A 19,802-nucleotide genomic window follows, 5' to 3' on the forward strand; every position below is an offset into this window, starting at 1 on the left:
TGCTCCTCAACCCGAAATGAAAGTAGGCCAGACCTGGATCTGGAGCTTGAGCGCCCAGATGAAGGCCACATAGCTGCCGGCCGCCAGGATGGTGGACAGCACCAGCACGTCGCGCAGCTTGAATTGCTGGCCGGCCAGGCTCGAGATGATGGTGAGCGCGTAGATCGCGACGATCATGCCCATGGCGGGCAAGCCGATGCTCGGCAGGCCGCCGAGCAGAATGCCGAATGCCAGGTTGGCGCCGAGCACGAAGGCCAGCGGCCGCCAGGCCCATTTGCCGATCGGGTCGCCCCCCGCGGTTTCGACCACCATCGCCTGGAACATGATGAATGCCCCCAGGATGGCCAGCAGGATGCCCAGCATGAGCGGGAAGTAACCCGGCCCCATGCGGGCACCGTCTCCGATGGTGTAGGTGGTGGCGCCGATGGCGAAAGCACCACCCACGGCTGTGAACATGACTCCTGAAAAGAAGTCAGCCTGACTCTTGATCCGCATTTGTCTCGACCCTCTTGATTGGACTGGTGAGCGTCGTCGGGCGCGGCTGACCGCTGGCTGACCGACACGGTAAGGACAAATGCGTACAAGGGTTCTCCTTCCGTGTGAAAGAGAAGGAGAGGAGGCGCGGCGAAAACGAAAAAAGCTCCCGAAGGAGCTTTTTATTCATTCAGAGAGCCGGAGCTCTCTTGATGAGTGCGGGTGAGTGCGTGAGGGCTTAGTAGCCGCCGCGGCCACCGCCGCCGCCGCCGTAGCCGCCGCCACCACCGCTGCGGCCACCGCCGCCGCCGCCACCACCGTAGCCGCCGCCACCACCGCCGTAACCACCACCACCGCCGCCGCCGTAGCCGCCGCCACCACCGGTACGGGGGGGACGAGCTTCCATCGGACGTGCTTCATTCACGGTCAGGGCGCGGCCCTGGAGCGAATGGCCGTTCATGGCTTCAACGGCAGCCAGCGCTTCAGCGTCGGTGCCCATTTCCACGAAACCGAAGCCCTTGGAGCGGCCGGTGTCGCGTTCCATCATGACCTTGGCGCTGACGATCGAGCCGAACTCGCCGAAAGCCTGTTCCAGGTCGTTATCACGCACGGAGTAGGCGAGGTTGCCTACGTAGAGTTTCTTGCCCATTGAGGGACTCCTAATTCAAACCAACAATACAAAGCGATGGAGTCCCAGAATCACAACAAACAAATGCGCTGTGGCGCGAAACTGACCGATCACCGAATTACGTGCACGGGAGCATGCTCACAGACACGTAGGCCGGATTATCAATCCGAACCGGGAAAAGCGTGGCGAAATTCGCTGTTATTACGAAACATCACGTCCTGAAGGGCGGTTTCGCAACGGTTGGAGCAGCCCAGAAAGCCCGTTGTGGTCTATTTCATGCATCAAATGGAGCAGCCGGCCGATCTCGCCCGAGGGAAAACCCTCGCGTGCGAACCAATTCAGATAATTTCCGGGCAAATCGGCAATCAGCGTGCCCTTGTGTTTGCCAAAAGGCATTTGGAGCGTGACGAGGCGCTGCAGGTCTTCGGGTTTCATGCGCTTCAGCCTCCCGCGCGCTTGACCGTGTGGCCCTGTTTCACAAGGGCGGCGATCACCAGTTCGCGGTGATCGCCCTGGATCTCGATGGTGCCGTCCTTCACCGTGCCGCCCGAGCCGCAGGCTGTCTTGAGCTGCTTGCCCACGGCCGCCAGCGCGGCCGCATCGAGCGCGAGGCCCTTGACCACGGTCACGCCCTTGCCTTTGCGGCCCTTGGTCTCGTGCGATACACGCACAATGCCGTCGGTGGCCGGAATGCGCGCCTTGTTCTCCTTGCAGCGGCACTGCGCCATCGGCGCGCGGCATTCGGGGCACATGCGGCCGCCCGCCTCGGTGGAGTACACCAGGGCGCTGGCCTGATTGCTTTTCATCGTTGCCATTCGGTCGCTCTCTTCCTCACTTCGTCTTCACTGCTTCCGGTTTCATCTCTCTGTCTCTCCACATGCCATTCGACTCACTGGGCCTGGCCCCCGCGCTCGTGCAGGCTGCCGCCGAAAGCGGCTATGCCGCGCCGACCGCCATCCAGGCTGCGGCCATTCCCGCCATTCTGCAAGGCCGCGACGTCCGGGGCTCGGCGCAGACCGGTTCCGGCAAGACCGCCGCATTTTCCCTTCCGCTGCTGCAGCGCCTGGCCGCCGAACCTGCGCAATCGCCGCGCCGCGTGCGCGCGCTGGTGCTCGTGCCCACGCGCGAACTCGCGGCCCAGGTCGGCGAGACGATGCGCAGCCTGGCCCAGCACCTGCCCGAGCGGCTCAAGATCGCCATTGCCTTCGGTGGCGTGTCGATCAACCCGCAGATGATGAGCCTGCGCGGCGGCGCCGACATCGTGGTGGCCACGCCGGGCCGTCTGCTCGACCTGGTGGACCACAACGCGCTGAAGCTCAACGCGGTTTCCATGCTCGTGCTCGACGAGGCCGACCGCCTGTTCGACCTCGGCTTTGCCGAGGAGCTGGGCCGCATCCTCGCGCTGCTGCCGCCGCGGCGCCAGAACCTGTTGTTCTCCGCCACCTTTCCGCCCGCCATCCAGGCACTGGCCGACGGCACGCTGAAGGAACCGGCGGTGATCGACGTGCAGGGCGAGCCCGGCACCGAGCCCGCCATCGTGCAGCGCGTGATCGAGGTCGATGCGAACCGCCGCACGCAGCTTCTGCGCCACCTGCTGAAAGAAAACGAGTGGGACCGCGTGCTGGTCTTCGTCGCCACGCAGCATGCGGCCCAGACCGTGGCCGAGAAGCTCTACAAGAACGGCGTCTACGCGGTGCCCTTCCACGGCGACATTGCGCAGGGCACGCGCACCGGCATCCTCGCGCAGTTCAAGGAGAGCCGCTGGGACGTGGTGATTGCCACCGACCTGGCCGCACGCGGGATCGACATTGCGCAGCTCCCGGTGGTGATCAACTACGACCTGCCACGTTCGCCCACCGACTACATCCACCGCATCGGCCGCACCGGCCGCGCGGGCGAGAGCGGCCTGGCCATCAGCTTCGTGAGCGCGGCCACCGAGGCGCACTTTCGGTTGATCGAGAAGCGACAGGGCCTGAGCCTTCCGCGCGAGCGCATCGAAGGCTTCGAGCCGACCGAAGCCGCCGTGCCGATGGTCGACGCCTCGGGCACCGGCGGGATCAAGGGCAAGCGGCCCAGCAAGAAGGACAAGCTGCGCGCGGCGGCGGCGCTTGCCGCCGCACCACAGGGCGGACCCGAAAAAAGCGACTGACGGGCACGCTACGCGGGCTTCGACAGGAAAGTCGACAACAAGTCGACCGGCAGCGGGAACACGATGGTGGTGTTCTTGTCGGCGCCGATCACCGTCAGTGTTTCCAGGTAGCGCAGCTGAATGGCCTGCGGCTCCTGCGCCAGGACGCGCGCGGCCTGGAACAGCTTCTCCGAGGCCTGCAGCTCGCCCTCGGCGTGGATCACCTTGGCGCGCCGCTCGCGCTCCGCCTCGGCCTGCCGCGCAATGGCGCGGATCATCGATTCGGTGAGGTCGATCTGCTTGATCTCCACGTTGGAGACCTTGATGCCCCAGGAAGCCGTCTGCACGTCGAGCGACTCGCGCACATCCAGGTTGAGCTTTTCCCGCTCGGCCAGCATGTCGTCCAGCTGGTGCTTGCCCAGCACCGAGCGCAGCGTGGTCTGCGCCAGCTGGCTGGTTGCGTTGAAGAAGTCCTTGACCTCGATGATGGCCTTTTCAGCATCGACGATGCGGAAGTAGACGACCGCGCTGACCTTCACCGAGACGTTGTCGCGCGAGATCACGTCCTGGGTCGGAACCTCGAGCACCACGGTGCGCAGATCGACCCGCACCACCTGCTGGATGAGCGGAACCACGATCACCAGCCCGGGCCCCGCGACCCTGGTGAACCGTCCCAAGGTGAACACGACGCCCCGCTCGTATTCGCGAAAAATCCAGATGGCTGAAAAAAGCAGCACCACCAGCAAGACAAGCAAGACGGTGCCGAAGCCGTATGTGAACATGGTGGTCTCCTGCGACCCAGCGACAGTGCTGGATCGTTGGACCTCCGGCGCACGCCGGCGTTCCTGAAGTTCCTTACCCGAGGGGTTACCAACCCATCTGCCGAGCCGCAAGCTCCTTCATGATCTCCTCGGCGCCGCCGCCGATCATCATGACCTTCACTTCGCGGTAGACGCGCTCGCTCACCGTGCCGCGCATGAAGCCCATGCCGCCGAGAATCTGCACCGCCTGATCGGCGCAGAACTGCATGGTCTGCGTGGCGTGGTTCTTGAGCATGCAGACCTGCGCTACCCATTCAGGCGCGTTGAAGCGGCCCGCCGCCTCGTGCGCATCGCCTTGCGCCGACACGGCCTCCAGCCAGGCCTCGGTGGAGACAATGCGCATCTGCATGTCGACCAGCTTGTGGCGCACCGCCTGGTGCTCGATGAGCGCCGAGCCGAATGTCTTGCGCTCGCGCGACCAGGACAGCGCCTCGTCGAGGCAGGCCTGCGCAAAGCCGAGCGCGCCTGCGGCCAGGCCGATGCGCTCGCCGTTGAAGTTCCCCATGACCATGCGGAAGCCTCCGCCTTCGTTCCCTAGAAGGTAGCGCGCGGGCACACGCACGTTGTCGAAATGCAGCTGCGCGGTGTCGGAGCACCACCAGCCCATCTTCGCGAGGCGCGAGCGCGTGAGGCCGGGCGCATCGCCGGGCACCAGCAGCATCGAGATGCCGCCGGCACCGCGTTCCTCGCCCGTGCGCACGGCCACCGTGATCCAGTCGGCGCGCATGCCCGAGGTGATGAAGGTCTTTTCGCCGTTCACCACGTAGTGTTCTCCGTCCCGCCTTGCCGTGGTGCGCAATGCCGCCACGTCGGAGCCGCCGCCGGGCTCGGTGATCGCGAGCGCCGCGATCTTTTCGCCGCGCAGCACTGGCGGCACGACCTCGGCGCGCACGGCATCGGTCGCATGCAGCACCACCGGCGGCAGGCCGATGTTGTGCGAGAACAGGCTCGCGAGCACGCCGCCGCTCTTGCCGCGCCGCGCGAGCGCGATCCAAGCGGGGAGCTTGAGCGAATACGAGGCCGGCGTACCGCCGAGCGCTTCGGGATAGCCGAGACCGAGCAGCCCGAGTTCCGCGGCGCGTGCGTAGAGCGCGCGCGGAAATTCGCCCGCGTCGTCCCAGGCTTCGACATTCGGCGCGATCTCGTTCTCGGCGAAGCGCCGCACCGTGTCGGCGAGCGTCGCGCGGTCGGCTTGCAGTTCGGCGTCCATGCGCGCTTCAGCCGCGCGGTGGCCGCTTAGCGATGCCCATGGTCTTCGCGAGGATGCCGAGCATCACTTCGTCCGCGCCGCCGCCGATGGAGCCCAGCCGACCGTCGCGGTACAGGCGCGAAACGCGGTTCTCGAGCGTGAAGCCCATGCCGCCCCAGAACTGCAGGCAGGTGTCGGCCACCTGCCGCGTGAGCCGCCCGGTCTTGAGCTTGGCCATCGAGGCGAGTTCGAGCACATCCTCGCCCTGCACATGCAGATCGCAGGCGCGGTAGGTGAGGGCGCGCAGCGCTTCCACCTCGGTCTTGAGCTCGGCCAGCTTGAACTGCACCCACTGCTGGTCGGCCAGCGTGGCGCCGAACATGTGGCGCTGCTGTGCCCACTCGATGGTCTGCGCGATGCAGTCTTCCATCGGTTCGAGCGAACTCGCGGCGGCCCACAGCCGCTCTTCCTGGAACTGCTGCATCTGGTAGACGAAGCCCTGACCCTCTTCGCCGATGCGGTAGCGCTGCGGCACGCGCACGTCGTTGAAGTAGATGAGCCCTGTGTCGCTCGAATGCATGCCGATCTTGCGGATCTTCTTCGCCTTCTCGATGCCGGGGCTGTCCATCGGCACCATCACGAGCGACTTGTTGCGGTGAACCGGTCCGTCGCCGGTGTTGACCAGCATGCACATCCAGTCGGCCTGCAGGCTGTTGGTGATCCACATCTTCTGGCCACTGATGAGGTAGTCGCCGCCGTCCTTGCGCGCGTGGCTCTTGAGGCCCGCCACGTCGCTGCCCGCGCCGGGCTCGCTCACGCCGATGCAGCCGACCGTGTCGCCCGCGATGGCGGGTGCCAGGAACTCGCGGCGCAGTTCGTCGCTGCCGAAGCGCGCGAGCGCGGGGGTGCACATGTCGGTCTGCACGCCAATGGCCATCGGCACGCCACCGCAGCTCACATGGCCCAGCGCCTCGGCCATTGCCATTGCGTACGAATAGTCGAGCCCGGCGCCGCCGAATTCCTCGGGCTTGTTGAGGCCCAGCATGCCCAGGTTGCCGAGCTTCTTGAAGACCTCGTGCGCGGGGAATATCTCCGCCTCTTCCCATTCCTCGACATGGGGATTGATTTCGTCGTCGATGAAGCGGCGCAGCGTCTTCTGGATCTCGAGATGTTCGTGGGTGTACCGCATGCGGTTGTCTCCAATCAGTCGTTCGGTGATTCGCCGCCGTCCTTGAACACGCGCGGCGTCTCGGCCAGATGAAAGCCGTCGAAAGGCCGCACCGCCGCGCGCTGCCGCGCCTGTGCGTCGGGCAACGCCATCGGCCAGCCCATGCGCACCTGCGGCCGCGCGCCATCCACACGCAGCACGCTGCCGCTGATGAAGCTGGCGGCCGGACTCAGCAGGAAGGCGATGGCGGCCGAGGTCTCGGCCTCGTTGCCGAAGCGGCCCGCGGGCACGGTGTTGCGCATGGCGCGCAGCATGTCGCCGGCCTCGGGCGGGTAGTGGTCCATGCCGCTCGATGCGATGTAGCCAGGGGCTACGGCGTTCACGCGCACGCCGCTCACGGCCCATTCGAGGGCGGCCGTTTCGGTGAAGCTCACCATGCCCGCGCGCGCGGCGCCACTGTGGCCCATGTTGGGCATGGAGCCCCACATGTCGGCCACGATGTTGACGATGGCACCGCCGTGCGCCTGCATGCTTTGCACGAAGCATTCGCGCGCGACGAGAAAGCCGCCCGTGAGGTTGGTGTGGATCACCGCCTCCCAGCCCTTGGCCGAAATGGCGGCGAGCGGCGTGATGTACTGGCCGCCCGCGTTGTTGACGAGGCCGTCGATGCGGCCGTGCGTCGCAACGATGCCGGAGACCGCCGTGCGCACCGCCTCTTCCTGCCGGATGTCGAACGCCTGGATGCCTGCCTTGCCGCCTGTCTCGGCGATCTCGGCCTGTACCTGCTGCAGCTTTTCCACATTGCGGCCGACCAGCACGACCTGCGCACCCAGCGATGCGAGCTCGTGCGCCGTGCAGCGGCCGATGCCCGAGCCGCCGCCGGTAACGACGATCACCTGCCCGGCAAACACGCCGGGCGAGAACACGGAGCGGTAGCGGGAAGAGGTGCTCATTCGAAAGGCCTCCGGAAAAACTGGCAAGGTGCAGTGTGCGCCGTCATGCGTCGGCAATCTCCGCCACCACATGGCGCGCGGCCACCTGCGCGCCCACCGCCACGTGCAGCGCCGCAACGCGGCCGGCACGCGGCGCGCAGTGCACATGCTCCATCTTCATCGCTTCGAGCGTGACGAGCGGCTGGCCGGCGGCGACGGCATCGCCTTCCGCCACCAGCAGCGCAATGACGCGGCCGTTCATCGAGGCGCGAAGCAGGCCGTCGCCGCCTGCGGCTTCGGCGCGGGGCACGGCGACATGCGTGAGGTCCTGCAGTTCGAAGGCTTGGCCGCGAAAATGGAACCACGATCGATCGGCGGACATGCGCACTGCCAAAGCATGCTCCGAGACGCCGCCGCACAAGAAGCGCACGTGGCCATCGCCGGACAGCGAGAGCAACTCGACGCGGGTGGGCGTCGATGTGCCGACGGCGACATCGAAACGACCGGAACCCTGCGGCGTCACACGCAATGCATGCACCTTGCCGTTGAGTGCAAAACGCAATGCATTGGGCAGCGTGTGCGCGATCGACGAGGGCCATCCGCGTTCGCCCGTTTGGAGCAGCAGCGCGGCCAGCAACACGGTGCGCTCTTCCGTGGCGGCATCGGGCGCGAGCAATGCATCGGCATGCTCGGCAATGAAGGCCGTCGTCGCCTTGCCGTCGGCAAACACAGGGTGAGACAGGGCGCGCCGCAAGAGTTGCTGGTTGGTCGCGATGCCCAAGGCCACCGTGTCCTGCAGCCCGGCGACCAGCCGATGCCTCGCTTCGTCGCGCGTGCGGCCGTGCGCCACGAGTTTGGCGATCATCGAGTCGTAGAAGGGCGGCACCGCTGCGCCATCACGCAGCGCATGCTCGACGCGCAAGGCCGGCGAAGGCCGCCATGCGGCGAGCGTGCCGCTCTGCGGCATGAAGCCCTGTTGCGGGTCTTCGGCGCAGAGCCGGACCTCGATGGCGTGGCCGTCCATACGCACGTCTTTCTGCTCGAGCGGCAGCGGTTCGCCGGCTGCAACGCGCAGCTGCAGTTCGACCAGGTCGAGCCCGGTCACCGCCTCGGTCACCGGATGCTCCACCTGCAGCCGCGTGTTCATTTCCATGAACCAGTACTGGCCTTCGGCGTCGAGCAGGAACTCGAGCGTGCCCGCGCCTTCATAGCCAATGGCCTTTGCGGCCGCCACGGCCGTCGCGCCCATGCGTTCGCGCAAAGCTGGTGACACCGCCGGCGAAGGCGATTCCTCGATCACCTTCTGGTGCCGGCGCTGCACCGAGCAATCGCGTTCGCCGAGGTGGATGGCGTTCCCGTGCCGGTCGGCAAACACCTGGATCTCGATGTGCCGAGGTAGGGCGATGGCGCGTTCCAGGATCACGGTCGCGTCCCCGAAAGCATGCAGCGCCTCGGACTGCGCGCTTTGCAGCAGTTCGGCAAACGCCGTGGCCGAAGGCACGAACCGCATACCCCGCCCGCCGCCCCCCGCCGTCGCCTTGATCATCACCGGCCAGCCGATGCGTGCCGCCTCCGCGGCGAGCGTGGCGGTGCGCTGGTCCTCGCCTTGATAGCCCGGAATGCACGGCACGCCGGCCGCCTGCATCAGGCGCTTGGCGCCGGCCTTGTCGCCCATGGCGCGAATGGCCGCGGGCGAGGGGCCGATGAAGACCAGCCCCGCATCCAGGCAGGCCTGCGCGAACTCCGCGTTCTCGGCCAGGAAGCCGTAGCCTGGGTGTACGGCCTCAGCGCCGCTGGCATGCGCAGCCTCGATGATGGCGGCGATGTTCAGGTAGCTCTGCGCGGGCAGCGGCTCGCCGATGCACACGGCCTGGTCGGCTTGCCGCACATGCTCGGCTTCTGCGTCCGCGCTCGAATACACGGCCACCGTGCGCAAGCCCATGGCACGTGCCGTGCGCATCACGCGCACCGCGATTTCGCCGCGGTTGGCGATGAGGATCTTGTTGAAGCTCATGGCCGAGCCACCGAAAACTGCATCGCCTGCGGCACGCGCGCATCTGCCTCGCGGCAGACAGCAAGCACTTCGGCCAGCACCGCGCGCGTGTCGCGCGGGTCGATCACGCCGTCGTCGAGCAGCAGTGCGCTGGTGGTGAACACGCTGGTCTGGCGCTCGAAGCGCTCGACGATCTGCCGCTGCATGGCGTCTATCTTTGCGCGGTCGACCGTTCCCTTGCGGGACATCCCGGCTTCCATCACGATGGCCATGGTCTGTGCAGCCTTCTCGCCGCCCATCACCGCGGTGCGCGCGTTGGGCCACGAAAAGCAGAAGCGCGGCGCAAAGCCGCGGCCGCACATGCCGTAGTTGCCTGCGCCGTACGAGGCGCCGCAGTGCAGCGTGATCTGCGGCACGGTGGCGCTAGTCACGGCCTGGATCATCTTGGCGCCGTGCTTGATGATGCCGGCCTCTTCATGCGCGCGGCCCACCATGTAGCCGGTGATGTTCTGCAGGTAGACGATGGGCGTGCGCGACTGGCAACAGGCCTGGATGAAGTGCGTGGCCTTGGTGGCACCATCGGAGTCGATGGGCCCGTTGTTGGTGACGATGCCCACGGCGTGGCCTTCGAGCCGCGTGTGCCCGCACACCGTGGCGCTGCCATAGTGTTCGCTGAATTCGAGAAACTCGGAACCATCGGCGATGCGCGCGATGACTTCGCGCATGTCCACCGGCCGCCGTCCATCGCCCGGCATGATGCCGAGCAGTTCTTCGGCCTCGTACAGCGGCGGCGCAAACCGGCGCGGCGCCTCGTCGCGCGCCCAGTCGATGCCGCCGAGAATCGAGCGCGCGATGCGGATCGCGTCGCGGTCGTCCTCGGCCAGGTAGTCGCCAAGGCCGGAGACGTGGGTATGCATCACGGCGCCGCCCAGCTCTTCTTCCGTGGCGATCTCGCCAGTGGCGGCCTTCAGCAACGGTGGTCCGGCCAGGAAGGCGCGGGTGCGGTCGCGCACCATCACGATGTAGTCGGAAAGCCCGGTCTGGTAGGCGCCGCCCGCGGTGGACGAGCCGTGCGTCACCGTCACCACCGGCAGTCCCGCGGCGGAGAGCCGTGCCAGGTTGCGAAAGATGCCGCCGCCGCGCACGAAGTCCTGCACCCGGTATTGCATGAGATTGGCGCCCGCGCTTTCCACCAGCTGGACATACGGGAGCTTGTTTTCGAGCGCGATCTCCTGCACGCGCAGTTGCTTGTCCAGGCCCATGGGCTGCAGCGCGCCAGCGTCGATGCCCGAGTCGGACGCGCTGACCATGCAGCGCACGCCCGAGACCCGGCCGATGCCCGCGATCACCCCGCCGCCCGGCACGCTCTTGCCGAGGTCTTCGTTGTCGTGGCCCAGCCCCGCGAGCGAAGCCAGCGGCAGAAAGGGCGCGCCGGTGTCGAGCAGCAGCGCGAGCCGTTCGCGCGGCAGCAGCTGGCCGCGCCTGGCAAAGCGCTCGGCCGAGGCATTCGACGCCGCCGCCGAGCGGGCCTCGTGCGACCGCACCTGCCCGAGCAGCGCGAGCATGCCGGCGCGATGGGCCTGGAAGGATTCGCTGGCCGTGTGCAGCCGGGATTCGATGACGGGCATGGAGGAGTCAGTGCAGAACGCTTTCGCTCTGCACCGACTCTAGGGGGCCAATGCGCGCCCGGCTTGCGCCAATTAGCTGGTGCGGGCCCGCTGCGGCGCGGCGGGTGCGTCCAGGCTGGAGCCCGTGATCACCCAGTAGATGAAGATCAGCACCGCGCCGGCCGTGCCGAACACCGTCAGGCCCATGTAGTTGCCGCCGATTGCCAGTGCATCGGTGGGCGCCGCCGCGATGCAGATCATGCTGGCGGCGCTCATCCCCACGTAGTGCATGGTGCAGACGGCGACGCCCATCACCGCGGCGGCGGCGATCTGGTGGCTCAGCCGGCGCAGGTTGAAGGCCAGCCACAGGGCTGCGCCGGCCGCGGTGATCGCAATGGCGACCGACAGCGCCACGATGGTGGGGTCGAAGTCCATCGAGGCGCGCATGTTCATTGCGAACATGCCCATGTAGTGCATCACGCAGACGCCCACGCCGGCCAGCAGGCTGCCGGCCAGCCAGCCCGCCTTGCTGAATTTGCGCCGGCCGCCCGCCAGGTACAGCGCAATGCCCGAAATCAGGATGGCGGCCACCAGCGACACCACGGTCAGCGGCACGTTGTACGAAATGCCGACAGGCAGCCGGTATGCCAGCATGCCGATGAAATGCATCGACCAGATGCCGATGCCCCCCAGCGCCACCGCGGCGCACGCCACGACCGCGAGATTGGGTTTGCCGTCGGCGCCAACCATGCGCCCCGCACAGATCAGCGCCACCAGGGAACCTGCGAACGAGATGAGGAACGAGAGTGCCACCAGCCCGAGCGAATACTCGGGTGACAGCAGTTGGCCAACGACGAGGGGAGTCATGTTTTTATCTCCAAAAAGGATGACTCGCCGCCGACGGCCGGCTGGCCAAAAGGTGTAACGAGACGTCCGCCGAGCAGTTTGTAATACTTGTTTTTAAAAGTAAATCACTTCTTCATGCCTTGCCGGCGCCTCAGTTTTTCGGGCGGATCCGATAAATCGCATTGTTCCGGTCGGCCGACATGTAGATGGTTCCGTCGCTGCCCACCGCGACGCCCGTGACCACGTAAGGCGGTGGCAAACCGGGGCTGGCCGCGAGTCCGATCGGCAGGTTTTCCGCCACCGTGCGGCGGGATCCATTGGCAGGGTCGATCTCCACCAGCCGGCGCGCCGCGCTTTCGGCCACGATGAAGCTGCCCCAGGGCGTTTGCGCCACGCCCTCGGGCAATGCCAGGCCCTCGGCAACGGCGCGCAGCGGGGCGCTGGCATCGAGCGGAATGCGCGTCAGCTTGCCGGCCGCCTCGGTCACGTAGAGGGCCCCGTCCTGCCCGACGATCATCTGCACCGGCCCGCCCAGTCCGCTTGCGAGCACTTGCTTCTCCGCAAAGTGAAGGCCTCGCGCGCGGGTGATGGTGCCGGTGGCAATCTCGGCATAGATCACGCTGCCATCGGGCATGGGGATGGCATCGAAAGGCGCTTTCAGCCCGTGGATGGTTTCGACGGTCCGGAGCGTCTGGCGATCGACCAGCTGCACCGTGCCCGTGAACCATGAGGTCAGCGCGAAGAGCGTGCCCGAGACGCCGACCGCGAACGGATAGTCGAGCTCGGGGTCGCGCTGCATGCGGAACACGTCGCGTACTTCGCCCGTGCGCGCATTCACCTGGCGGAAGCCGAACACGTCCGCCACCCAGAGCGTGTGGCCGTCGATCTTGAGGCCCGCCGGCGCCGCGAGCTTGCCGCTGGTGAGCGTGCGCAGCGCGCCGGTGGCGGGGTCGAAGGCCTGGATTTCGTTGTTCGCCATGTTCGACACGTAGATCGTGCCGTCCGGCGCGATGGCGAGGTTGTCGAGCGAGGGACGCAGCTGCTTGGCGACGGTCTTACGGCCGGTGGCAAGGTCAACCTTGACCAACTCGCCGCTGCGCGCATCGACCACCCACAAATTGCCCTTGCCGTCCAGGTTGGCGGCCGCGGGAATCTTGAATCCATCGGCGATCACGGTCATGTTGCCGTTGGCAGGGTCGATCTTCACCACCTGGCCCTTGAACCACAGCGGCCCGTAGAGCATGCCGTCGGGGCCGACCTCGAAGCCGTTGAAACCGCCCATGTCCTTCTTGATGAGCCGCGGCGGCTTCTGGCCCATGCGGTCGATCTCCCACAGCGCATCGCCCAAAAACACCTGCGAGGCGTAGAGCTTGTGGTTGCGGCGGTCGAAGTCCAGCGAGTTGAGGCCGGGCAGGTCCTTGGCGAGCACGCGCATCGGCGCGCCGTCGTTCTCGCGGTAGCGCAGCATGCCCATGAGGTAGTTGGTCCACGCCAGCTCGCCCTTGGGGCCGACCGCGATGTCGTCGGCCTGGCCTTCCGGCGCGTCGATCAGGACCTTGGCCGCGCCGGTGTTGCGGTCGACTTCCCACAGCGTATTGCCGAGCACCGATCCTGCGAGCAGCCGGCCCTTCGAATCGATGGCCAGCCCGTGCACCCCCGCAAACGAGGATGGCGCCACCAGCGCCTCGGGCTCTGACCACGAGGCGGGCCGGGTGGGCGGCGGCTTCGGTGCAAGGCTTCCGCAGGCGCCCAGCAGCGCGAACATGGCAATCAGCGCGGCGGCGCGGAACAGGCGACGGGGCATGTCTTCTCCTTCTGGTGAATGCGCGCGCAGTCTAGAAGGAGGAAGGGGCAGTGGCGCAATCTCCACCGCGACATGCGCACTTTCGTCCGCTGCGGATTACCCGCAGTTGCGCCCCGTTCACCCGCGCAACAGCTGCGTCACTGTGTGAATAAAGAGTCCCACCAGGCCGCCCACCAGCGTGCCATTGATCCGGATGAACTGCAGGTCGCGCCCGATATGGCGCTCCAGCTCGTCGGTCATCTCGCTCGCATTCCATTCGCCGACGCGCTCCTCGATGTAGCGGCGGATGTCCTCGCGGTAGCGCTCGATGGCCAGCGGCGCGGCCGCTTCGATCTGCTCGTTGATCCAGTGCCGGATCGCCTCGTCGGCCTGCAGCCGCTGGCCCAATGCGCCTGCCATCGACGCGATGCGCCGGCCGATCGTCGAATCGCCCCGACCGAGATCGTCATGCAGCCAGGCCAAAAGCTCGCCCCAGATGCCGTGCAGATAGTCGCCGAGGGCAGGGTGCGCCATCAGCTCGGCGCGAATCTGCTCGCCGCGCTGCTGGAACTCGGGGTCGAGCTTGAGCCGCACCACGAAGTCGTCCACGAAGTGGTCGAAGCGCTTGCGCATGGGGTGGTCGGGCTCGGCCGCCAGCTCGGCGATGGTGCGGGCCACGGCCGCCACGATCTTGCGTGTCGCGAGCTTGGCCGCCACCTGGTCCAAACCCACGTAGCGCAGCGTCTTGATCTCGCGCGCAATGGCTTCCGTGATGTGCGATTGCACCTCCTCGCCCTCGACCAAGCCGGCCACCTGCTGCAGCACGTCGTCCAGCAGCGCCTGGTGGCGTCCGCCGGCCGTGAGTGCGTCCAGCGCCTGGCCCATCAGGCGCGAAAGATCGATCTTCTCGAGCCCCGCGGCGGCCGCGCGTCCCATGAAGGCGCGCACGCGCTCGTCGTCGAATGCCGAGAGGCCGTAGCGCGCAGCCGCAACGCCCCACTCGCCGAGCTTTTCGCCGCTGGCCGGGCGCGCGAGCCAGTCGGCCAGCCGTCCGGCCGCATCGAATTGCCGCAGCTTGGCAAGCACCTGCGCGGTGCTCAGGAAGTTGTTGCAGATGAAGCCGGCCAGCTTGGCGCCGATGCGGTCCTTGTTGCTCGGAATGATCGCGGTGTGCGGAATCGGCAGGCCGAGCGGGTGCCGGAACAGCGCCACCACCGCGAACCAATCGGCAATCGCGCCGACCATCGCGGCCTCGGCAAAGGCGGCCACGTAGCCCCAGGCCGGATGCTGACCCTGCAGCGCGCTGGCCAGCGCATAGAGCAGCGCGGCGGCGCACAGCAGACCCAGCGCAACGCGCTTCATGCGGCCCAACGCGAACCCTTCGGCGCCGCCATCAGCCGATCTTTGGGGTCGAGGCGAGGCGCTCCATGAACAGCTCGCAGCGCCCCAACTGCTCGAGGCTCACGAACTCGTCGGGCTGGTGCGCCTGGTTGATGCTGCCCGGGCCGCACACCACGGTGGGGATGCCGGCGTTCTTGAACAGGCCCGCCTCGGTGCCGAAAGCCACCAGCGTGGTGCGCTCTTCGCCCGAGAGGCGCTGCGCGAGCTGCGTGACCGGATCGCCCGCCGCGCCGAGGAAGCTCGGAATCTCGCAGATGGTCTCGAAGCGAAAGCCCGCGTCGGGCGCCACCTTCTTCATCGACGCTTCGAGGCTGCCGGCATAGGAGACGACCTCGTCCTGCATCTTCTTTGCGTCGGCCGTCGGCAGGTCGCGAAATTCATAGCGGAACTCGGCATCGCGGGGCACCACGTTGTCGGCAATGCCGCCATGGAACTGGCCCACGCTCGCGGTGCTGAAGGGCACGTCGAAGCCCTCGTAGCGCGGCTCGCTGCGTTCGAAGCCTTCGGCCATGTCGCGCACCTTGCCAACCACCCGCGCCGCCATCTCAATGGCGTTGACCGAGTGCGGCGTGAGCGACGAATGCGCCTCCTTGCCGCGAACGCAGCAGCGGTAGCGGTACACGCCCTTGTGCGCGATGGCCGGCACCATGCTGGTGGGCTCGCCCACGATGCAGGCAACAGGCTTGATGCCGGCGTCGCGCATGTCGGCGATGAGCTCCTTCACGCCGAAGCAGCCGATCTCTTCCTCATAGCTGAAGGCGAAATGCACCGCGAAGGGCGAATCGCTTTCCAGGAAGCGCCCGGCATTGGACAGCGCGATCGCAATGAAGCTCTTCATGTCGGCCGAGCCGCGGCCGTAGAGGCGCTCGTCCTTCACCGTGGCGGAGAGCGGATCGACGCTCCACTCCTGCCCATCCCAGGGCACGGTGTCAGTGTGGCCCGAAATGATGACGCCGGCCGGCTTGCCTTCGCCGAGCGTGGCAAACAGGTTGGCCTTGGTGCGTTCGGCGTTGTAGGTGATGCGGCTCTTCACGCCAAGGGCGGCCAGGTGGCTTTGCGCGAGGTCGATCAGCTGCAGGTTGCTGTTGGCGCTGACGGTGTTCATGCGCACCAGCGCCTGGGCGAGTGCGAGGCTTTGAGGGGAAAGCGTATGGGGCATGCAACAGATTGTCCAAGAAGTCGTCGCGCCGCGCCGATGAGCGCCCTTGCTGTCATGCGGAGCGGGTACCCTGCGCCTCTTTTGGATGGAGAAAAAGACGATGCGCACCCAACACTACGCCCTTGCCGCAACGGCCGCCCTCTGCCTTGCGGCCTGCGGCAGCACCGGCCCCGGTTCGTCCCAGAAGCTGCTGACGCTCGATGGCCAGCCGCCGCTGGTCATCGCGCACCGCGGCGCGTCGGGCTACTTGCCGGAGCAGACGCTCGAAGCCTATGCGCGCGCCATCGAACTCGGCGCCGACGTGATCGAGATGGACCTGGTCTCCACCAAGGACGGCGTGCTCATCGCCCGCCACGACCCCAACCTGGCCATCAGCACCGACGTGGCCAAGCACCCCCGCTTCGCCTCGCGCAAGAAGACCATCAAGGTCGATGGCGAAACGCAGACCGGCTGGTTCAGCAACGACTTCACGCTGGCCGAGATCAAGACGCTCGGCGGCATCTCGACAGACGCCGAGCGGCCGCAGGAGTTCAACGGCAAGTTCAAGGTCGTGACCTTCCAGGAGATCATCGACTTCGCCAAGGCCAAGTCGAAGGAAACCGGCCGCACCATCGCGATCTATCCCGAGACCAAGAACCCGACCTACTTCCGCGAGCTCGGCCTGCCGATGGAAGACAAGGTGGTCGCAGCCATCAACGCCGCAGGCTGGAACAGCAAGACCGCGCCCATCTACGTACAGTCCTTCGAGCCCGGCAGCCTCAAGTACATGAAGAGCAAGGGCCTCAATACACGGCTCATCCAGCTGATCGACGGCGACAGCGTCGACCTGAAGACCGGCGCCGTGACCTTTGCGGTGCCGAGCGACCGCCCTTATGACTGGACCAAGGCCGGCGACAAGCGCAACTTCGACGCCATGGTCACCCCCGCCGGGCTGGCGGAGATCAAGACCTATGCCGACGGCATCGGCCCGTGGAAGCGCTACATCGTGAGCGTCAAGGGCACCATTGGCGCCGACGGCAAGCCGGTGGACGTCAACAAGGACGGCAAGATCAACGACGCCGACGCGACCTCCATCGCGCCCACCACGCTCGTTGCCGATGCGCACAAGGCGGGGCTGTTCGTGCACCCGTTTACCTTCCGCAACGAGTCGCGCCGGCTCGCGGCCGATTACGGCAACGCCGGCAAGAACGAATACGCGGTGTATTACAAGCTGGGTGTGGACGGCGTATTCACCGACTTCACCGACACCGCACTGGCCGCGCGCGCCGACTACCTGAAGAGCATCGGCCGCTGATCGGGTTCTTGAACGCAGCCTGAGGGTTTGCCCGGCACAGTCTTTGCGGAGGTTTCCGCAAAGCCTAGACTGTGCCCCATGAAACTCATCGATTCGCTCGTCACGCAGGCGGCCGGCATCGCCGCCGTCCGACGTGACCTTCATGCCCATCCCGAACTCTGCTTCCAGGAAGTCCGCACCGCCGACGTGGTGGCAGGCAAGCTCACCGAGTGGGGCATTCCCATCCATCGCGGCCTGGGCACCACCGGCGTGGTGGGCATCGTCAAGAACGGCACCAGCAACCGCGCCGTCGGCCTGCGTGCCGACATGGACGCGCTGCCCGTTACCGAGCTCAACACCTTCGCCCACGCCAGCAAGCACCACGGCAAGATGCACGCCTGTGGGCACGACGGCCACACTGCCATGCTGCTGGCCGCGGCGCAGCACCTGGCGAAGCACCGCAATTTCGACGGCACGGTCTACCTGATCTTCCAGCCGGCCGAAGAGGGCGGCGGCGGCGCCCGCGAAATGATCAAGGAAGGGCTCTTCGAGCAGTTCCCCATGGACGCCGTGTTCGGCATGCACAACTGGCCCGGCATGAAGGCCGGCCAGTTCGCGGTGAGCCCGGGTCCGGTGATGGCCTCGGGCAACAAGTTCTACATCAACATCATCGGCAAGGGCGGCCATGCAGCGCTGCCGCAGACCGGCATCGACCCGGTGCCGATCGCCTGCGAGATCGTGCAGGCGTTCCAGACCATTCTCACGCGCAAGATGAAGCCGACCGACTCTGCCGTGATCTCGGTCACCACCATCCATGCGGGCGAAGCCAACAACGTGATTCCCGACAACTGCGAGATGACGGGCACCGTGCGCACCTTCTCCATCGAGGTGCTCGACCTGATCGAATCGCGCATGAGGAAGATTGCCGAGCACCTCTCTGCCGCGCATGACGCGACCTGCGACTTCCGCTTCGAGCGCTACTACCCGCCCACCATCAACACCGAGGCCGAGGCCAACTTTGCGCGCCGCGTGATGGGCGGCATCGTCGGGCCGGAGAACGTGCTGCGGCAGGAAGCTGCCATGACCTCGGAAGATTTCGCCTTCATGCTGCAGGCCAAGCCCGGCGCCTATGCCTTCATCGGCAACGGCGACGGCTCGCACCGCGACGTGCACCACGGCGAAGGGCCGTGCACGCTGCACAACGCGAGCTACGACTTCAATGACGACCTGATTCCCCTGGGCGCCACCTGCTGGGTGCAGTTGGCCGAGCAATTCCTGAAGCCCGGGGAGGCGGCCCCTTGATCGGCATCGGCGAGGCGTTTTCGCCCCGCTACGCGCAGGCGCGCCAGAAGTTCCTGCAGGCCTGCGTGAGTGCCGGCCTCGCGGTCGAGCCGCATGCGCATCCGGGCAAAGGGCAGGACGGCGAAGAGCTCTCGATGGACGTGGCGCTCGACGGCGCCGCCAATGCCGAGCGCCTGCTGATCGTCTCCAGCGCCTGCCACGGTGTCGAAGGCCATTGCGGCAGCGGCGTGCAGGTGTTTGCGCTGCACGATGCCGAATGGCGCGAGAAGGCGCGCGCCCAGGGTGTGGCGGTGCTCTATGTGCACGCGCTCAATCCACACGGCTTTTCGTTCGGGCGGCGCGTCACGCACGAAGGCGTCGACCTGAACCGCAATTTCGTCGATTTCTCGAAGCCTCTTCCTGCCAACGATGCCTACGCCAAGCTGCATCCGCTGCTCGTGCCCGAGGCCTGGCCGCCCACCCCGGAGAACCAGGCGGCCCTGGAGAAGTGGATCGGCAAGCACGGCGCCGCGGCATTCCAGGCCGCCGTAAGCGGCGGGCAATACCAGTTCGACGACGGGCTCTTCTTTGGCGGCAAGGCCGAGACCTGGGGCAACAAGACGCTGCGAAGCGTGCTGCGACGCCATGCGGGCGGCGCCCGCCGGCTGGGCTGGATCGACCTGCACACCGGGCTCGGCCCGAACGGCATCGGCGAGCGCATCTTCGCCGGCAAGGACGACAAGGCGGCCTATGCCCGCGCCAACGATTGGTGGGGCACGCCCGCGGCGCCCGTCACGTCGACCTACGACGGATCGTCCACCTCGGCGCAGTTGCGCGGCCTGATGTGCGAAGCGGTGTACCAGGAGTGCCCGGCGGCCGAGTACACGGGCATTGCGCTCGAGTACGGCACGCTGCCGCTGCTGGATGTGATGAACGCCCTGCGCGCCGACCACTGGCTGCACAAGCACCCCGAGGCGCCGGCCGACCTGGCCGACGGCATCCGCGCGCGCATGCGCGAGGCCTTTTATACGGACACCGACGCCTGGCGCGGCCAGGTCGTCAGCCAGGCCCGCCAGGCCATGTTCCAGGCCGTGGACGGCCTGGAAGCCTGAAGCCGGC

At 66.9% G+C, this 19,802-nt stretch carries 18 protein-coding genes; 4 read left to right on the plus strand and 14 right to left on the minus strand.

Going from position 1 to position 19,802, the window contains the following annotated elements:
* Positions 1-6: 6 nt before the first annotated feature.
* The 4 genes from BLR24_RS23320 to BLR24_RS23335 all read right to left on the minus strand — a co-directional run bounded on the left by BLR24_RS23320 (position 7) and on the right by BLR24_RS23335 (position 1,917).
* The gene (locus tag BLR24_RS23320; protein ID WP_093021365.1) at positions 7-495 is read right to left on the minus strand and encodes a tripartite tricarboxylate transporter TctB family protein; all 489 of its coding nucleotides are present in this window, start codon (positions 493-495) and stop codon (positions 7-9) included.
* Positions 496-712: 217 nt separating this feature from the next.
* Complete coding sequence (locus BLR24_RS23325; protein ID WP_093021368.1) at positions 713-1,123, minus strand: RNA recognition motif domain-containing protein; 411 nt, start codon at positions 1,121-1,123, stop codon at positions 713-715.
* A gap of 180 nt (positions 1,124-1,303) precedes the next feature.
* Positions 1,304-1,537, minus strand: coding sequence for a DUF3820 family protein (locus tag BLR24_RS23330; protein ID WP_082517498.1), 234 nt, complete (start codon positions 1,535-1,537; stop codon positions 1,304-1,306).
* A 5-nt stretch (positions 1,538-1,542) separates the two neighbouring features.
* The gene (locus tag BLR24_RS23335; protein WP_093021371.1) at positions 1,543-1,917 is read right to left on the minus strand and encodes a translation initiation factor Sui1; all 375 of its coding nucleotides are present in this window, start codon (positions 1,915-1,917) and stop codon (positions 1,543-1,545) included.
* A 62-nt stretch (positions 1,918-1,979) separates the two neighbouring features.
* Between BLR24_RS23335 and BLR24_RS23340 the strand changes: the two genes are divergently transcribed.
* Positions 1,980-3,251 (plus strand): DEAD/DEAH box helicase, encoded by a 1,272-nt coding sequence (locus tag BLR24_RS23340; protein WP_093021374.1) that lies wholly within the window; start codon positions 1,980-1,982, stop codon positions 3,249-3,251.
* An 8-nt stretch (positions 3,252-3,259) separates the two neighbouring features.
* Here the strand turns inward: BLR24_RS23340 and BLR24_RS23345 are convergent, their stop codons facing one another.
* From BLR24_RS23345 to argE, 10 genes are all read right to left on the minus strand, one after another.
* A complete protein-coding gene (locus tag BLR24_RS23345; RefSeq protein ID WP_093021377.1) occupies positions 3,260-4,012 on the minus strand; it encodes a slipin family protein in 753 nt (250 codons plus the stop codon).
* An 85-nt stretch (positions 4,013-4,097) separates the two neighbouring features.
* Entirely contained in the window at positions 4,098-5,261 is a 1,164-nt protein-coding gene (locus BLR24_RS23350) for an acyl-CoA dehydrogenase family protein (protein ID WP_093021380.1), read from the minus strand.
* Positions 5,262-5,268: 7 nt separating this feature from the next.
* Positions 5,269-6,429: an acyl-CoA dehydrogenase family protein gene (locus tag BLR24_RS23355; RefSeq protein ID WP_093021384.1), complete on the minus strand. Its 1,161-nt coding sequence runs from the start codon at positions 6,427-6,429 to the stop codon at positions 5,269-5,271.
* Between the two features lie 14 nt (positions 6,430-6,443).
* On the minus strand, positions 6,444-7,361 hold the full coding sequence (locus BLR24_RS23360) for an SDR family oxidoreductase (RefSeq protein ID WP_093021387.1): 918 nt from the start codon (positions 7,359-7,361) through the stop codon (positions 6,444-6,446).
* 43 nt (positions 7,362-7,404) lie between these two features.
* A complete protein-coding gene (locus BLR24_RS23365) occupies positions 7,405-9,354 on the minus strand; it encodes an acetyl/propionyl/methylcrotonyl-CoA carboxylase subunit alpha (protein ID WP_093021390.1) in 1,950 nt (649 codons plus the stop codon).
* A complete protein-coding gene (locus BLR24_RS23370; protein ID WP_093021393.1) occupies positions 9,351-10,961 on the minus strand; it encodes an acyl-CoA carboxylase subunit beta in 1,611 nt (536 codons plus the stop codon). Before BLR24_RS23370 ends, BLR24_RS23365 begins: the two co-directional genes overlap by 4 nt.
* A 72-nt stretch (positions 10,962-11,033) precedes the next feature.
* Complete coding sequence (locus BLR24_RS23375) at positions 11,034-11,807, minus strand: MHYT domain-containing protein (RefSeq protein WP_093021396.1); 774 nt, start codon at positions 11,805-11,807, stop codon at positions 11,034-11,036.
* A 130-nt stretch (positions 11,808-11,937) separates the two neighbouring features.
* A complete protein-coding gene (locus BLR24_RS23380) occupies positions 11,938-13,590 on the minus strand; it encodes an NHL repeat-containing protein (RefSeq protein ID WP_093021399.1) in 1,653 nt (550 codons plus the stop codon).
* A 117-nt stretch (positions 13,591-13,707) separates the two neighbouring features.
* The gene (locus tag BLR24_RS23385) at positions 13,708-14,931 is read right to left on the minus strand and encodes a DUF445 domain-containing protein (protein ID WP_093021402.1); all 1,224 of its coding nucleotides are present in this window, start codon (positions 14,929-14,931) and stop codon (positions 13,708-13,710) included.
* Positions 14,932-14,962: 31 nt separating this feature from the next.
* A complete protein-coding gene (argE, locus tag BLR24_RS23390) occupies positions 14,963-16,129 on the minus strand; it encodes an acetylornithine deacetylase (protein ID WP_093021405.1) in 1,167 nt (388 codons plus the stop codon).
* A gap of 100 nt (positions 16,130-16,229) precedes the next feature.
* On the opposite strand from argE, the gene BLR24_RS23395 reads away from it, so the two are divergent.
* The 3 genes from BLR24_RS23395 (at position 16,230) to BLR24_RS23405 (ending at position 19,795) form a co-directional block, all read left to right on the plus strand.
* Positions 16,230-17,423 carry a glycerophosphodiester phosphodiesterase gene (locus tag BLR24_RS23395; protein ID WP_093021544.1) on the plus strand — a complete coding sequence of 398 codons (1,194 nt, stop codon included), beginning with the start codon at positions 16,230-16,232 and terminating at the stop codon, positions 17,421-17,423.
* Positions 17,424-17,501: 78 nt separating this feature from the next.
* Positions 17,502-18,704 (plus strand): M20 aminoacylase family protein, encoded by a 1,203-nt coding sequence (locus BLR24_RS23400; RefSeq protein ID WP_093021408.1) that lies wholly within the window; start codon positions 17,502-17,504, stop codon positions 18,702-18,704.
* Positions 18,701-19,795 carry a M14 family metallopeptidase gene (locus BLR24_RS23405; protein ID WP_093021411.1) on the plus strand — a complete coding sequence of 365 codons (1,095 nt, stop codon included), beginning with the start codon at positions 18,701-18,703 and terminating at the stop codon, positions 19,793-19,795. The genes BLR24_RS23400 and BLR24_RS23405 overlap by 4 nt, the downstream gene beginning before the upstream one ends.
* The last annotated feature ends 7 nt before the right edge of the window (positions 19,796-19,802 follow it).

The sequence above is a fragment of the Variovorax sp. OV700 genome (assembly GCF_900099805.1).
In the GTDB taxonomy this organism is placed as follows: domain Bacteria; phylum Pseudomonadota; class Gammaproteobacteria; order Burkholderiales; family Burkholderiaceae_C; genus Variovorax.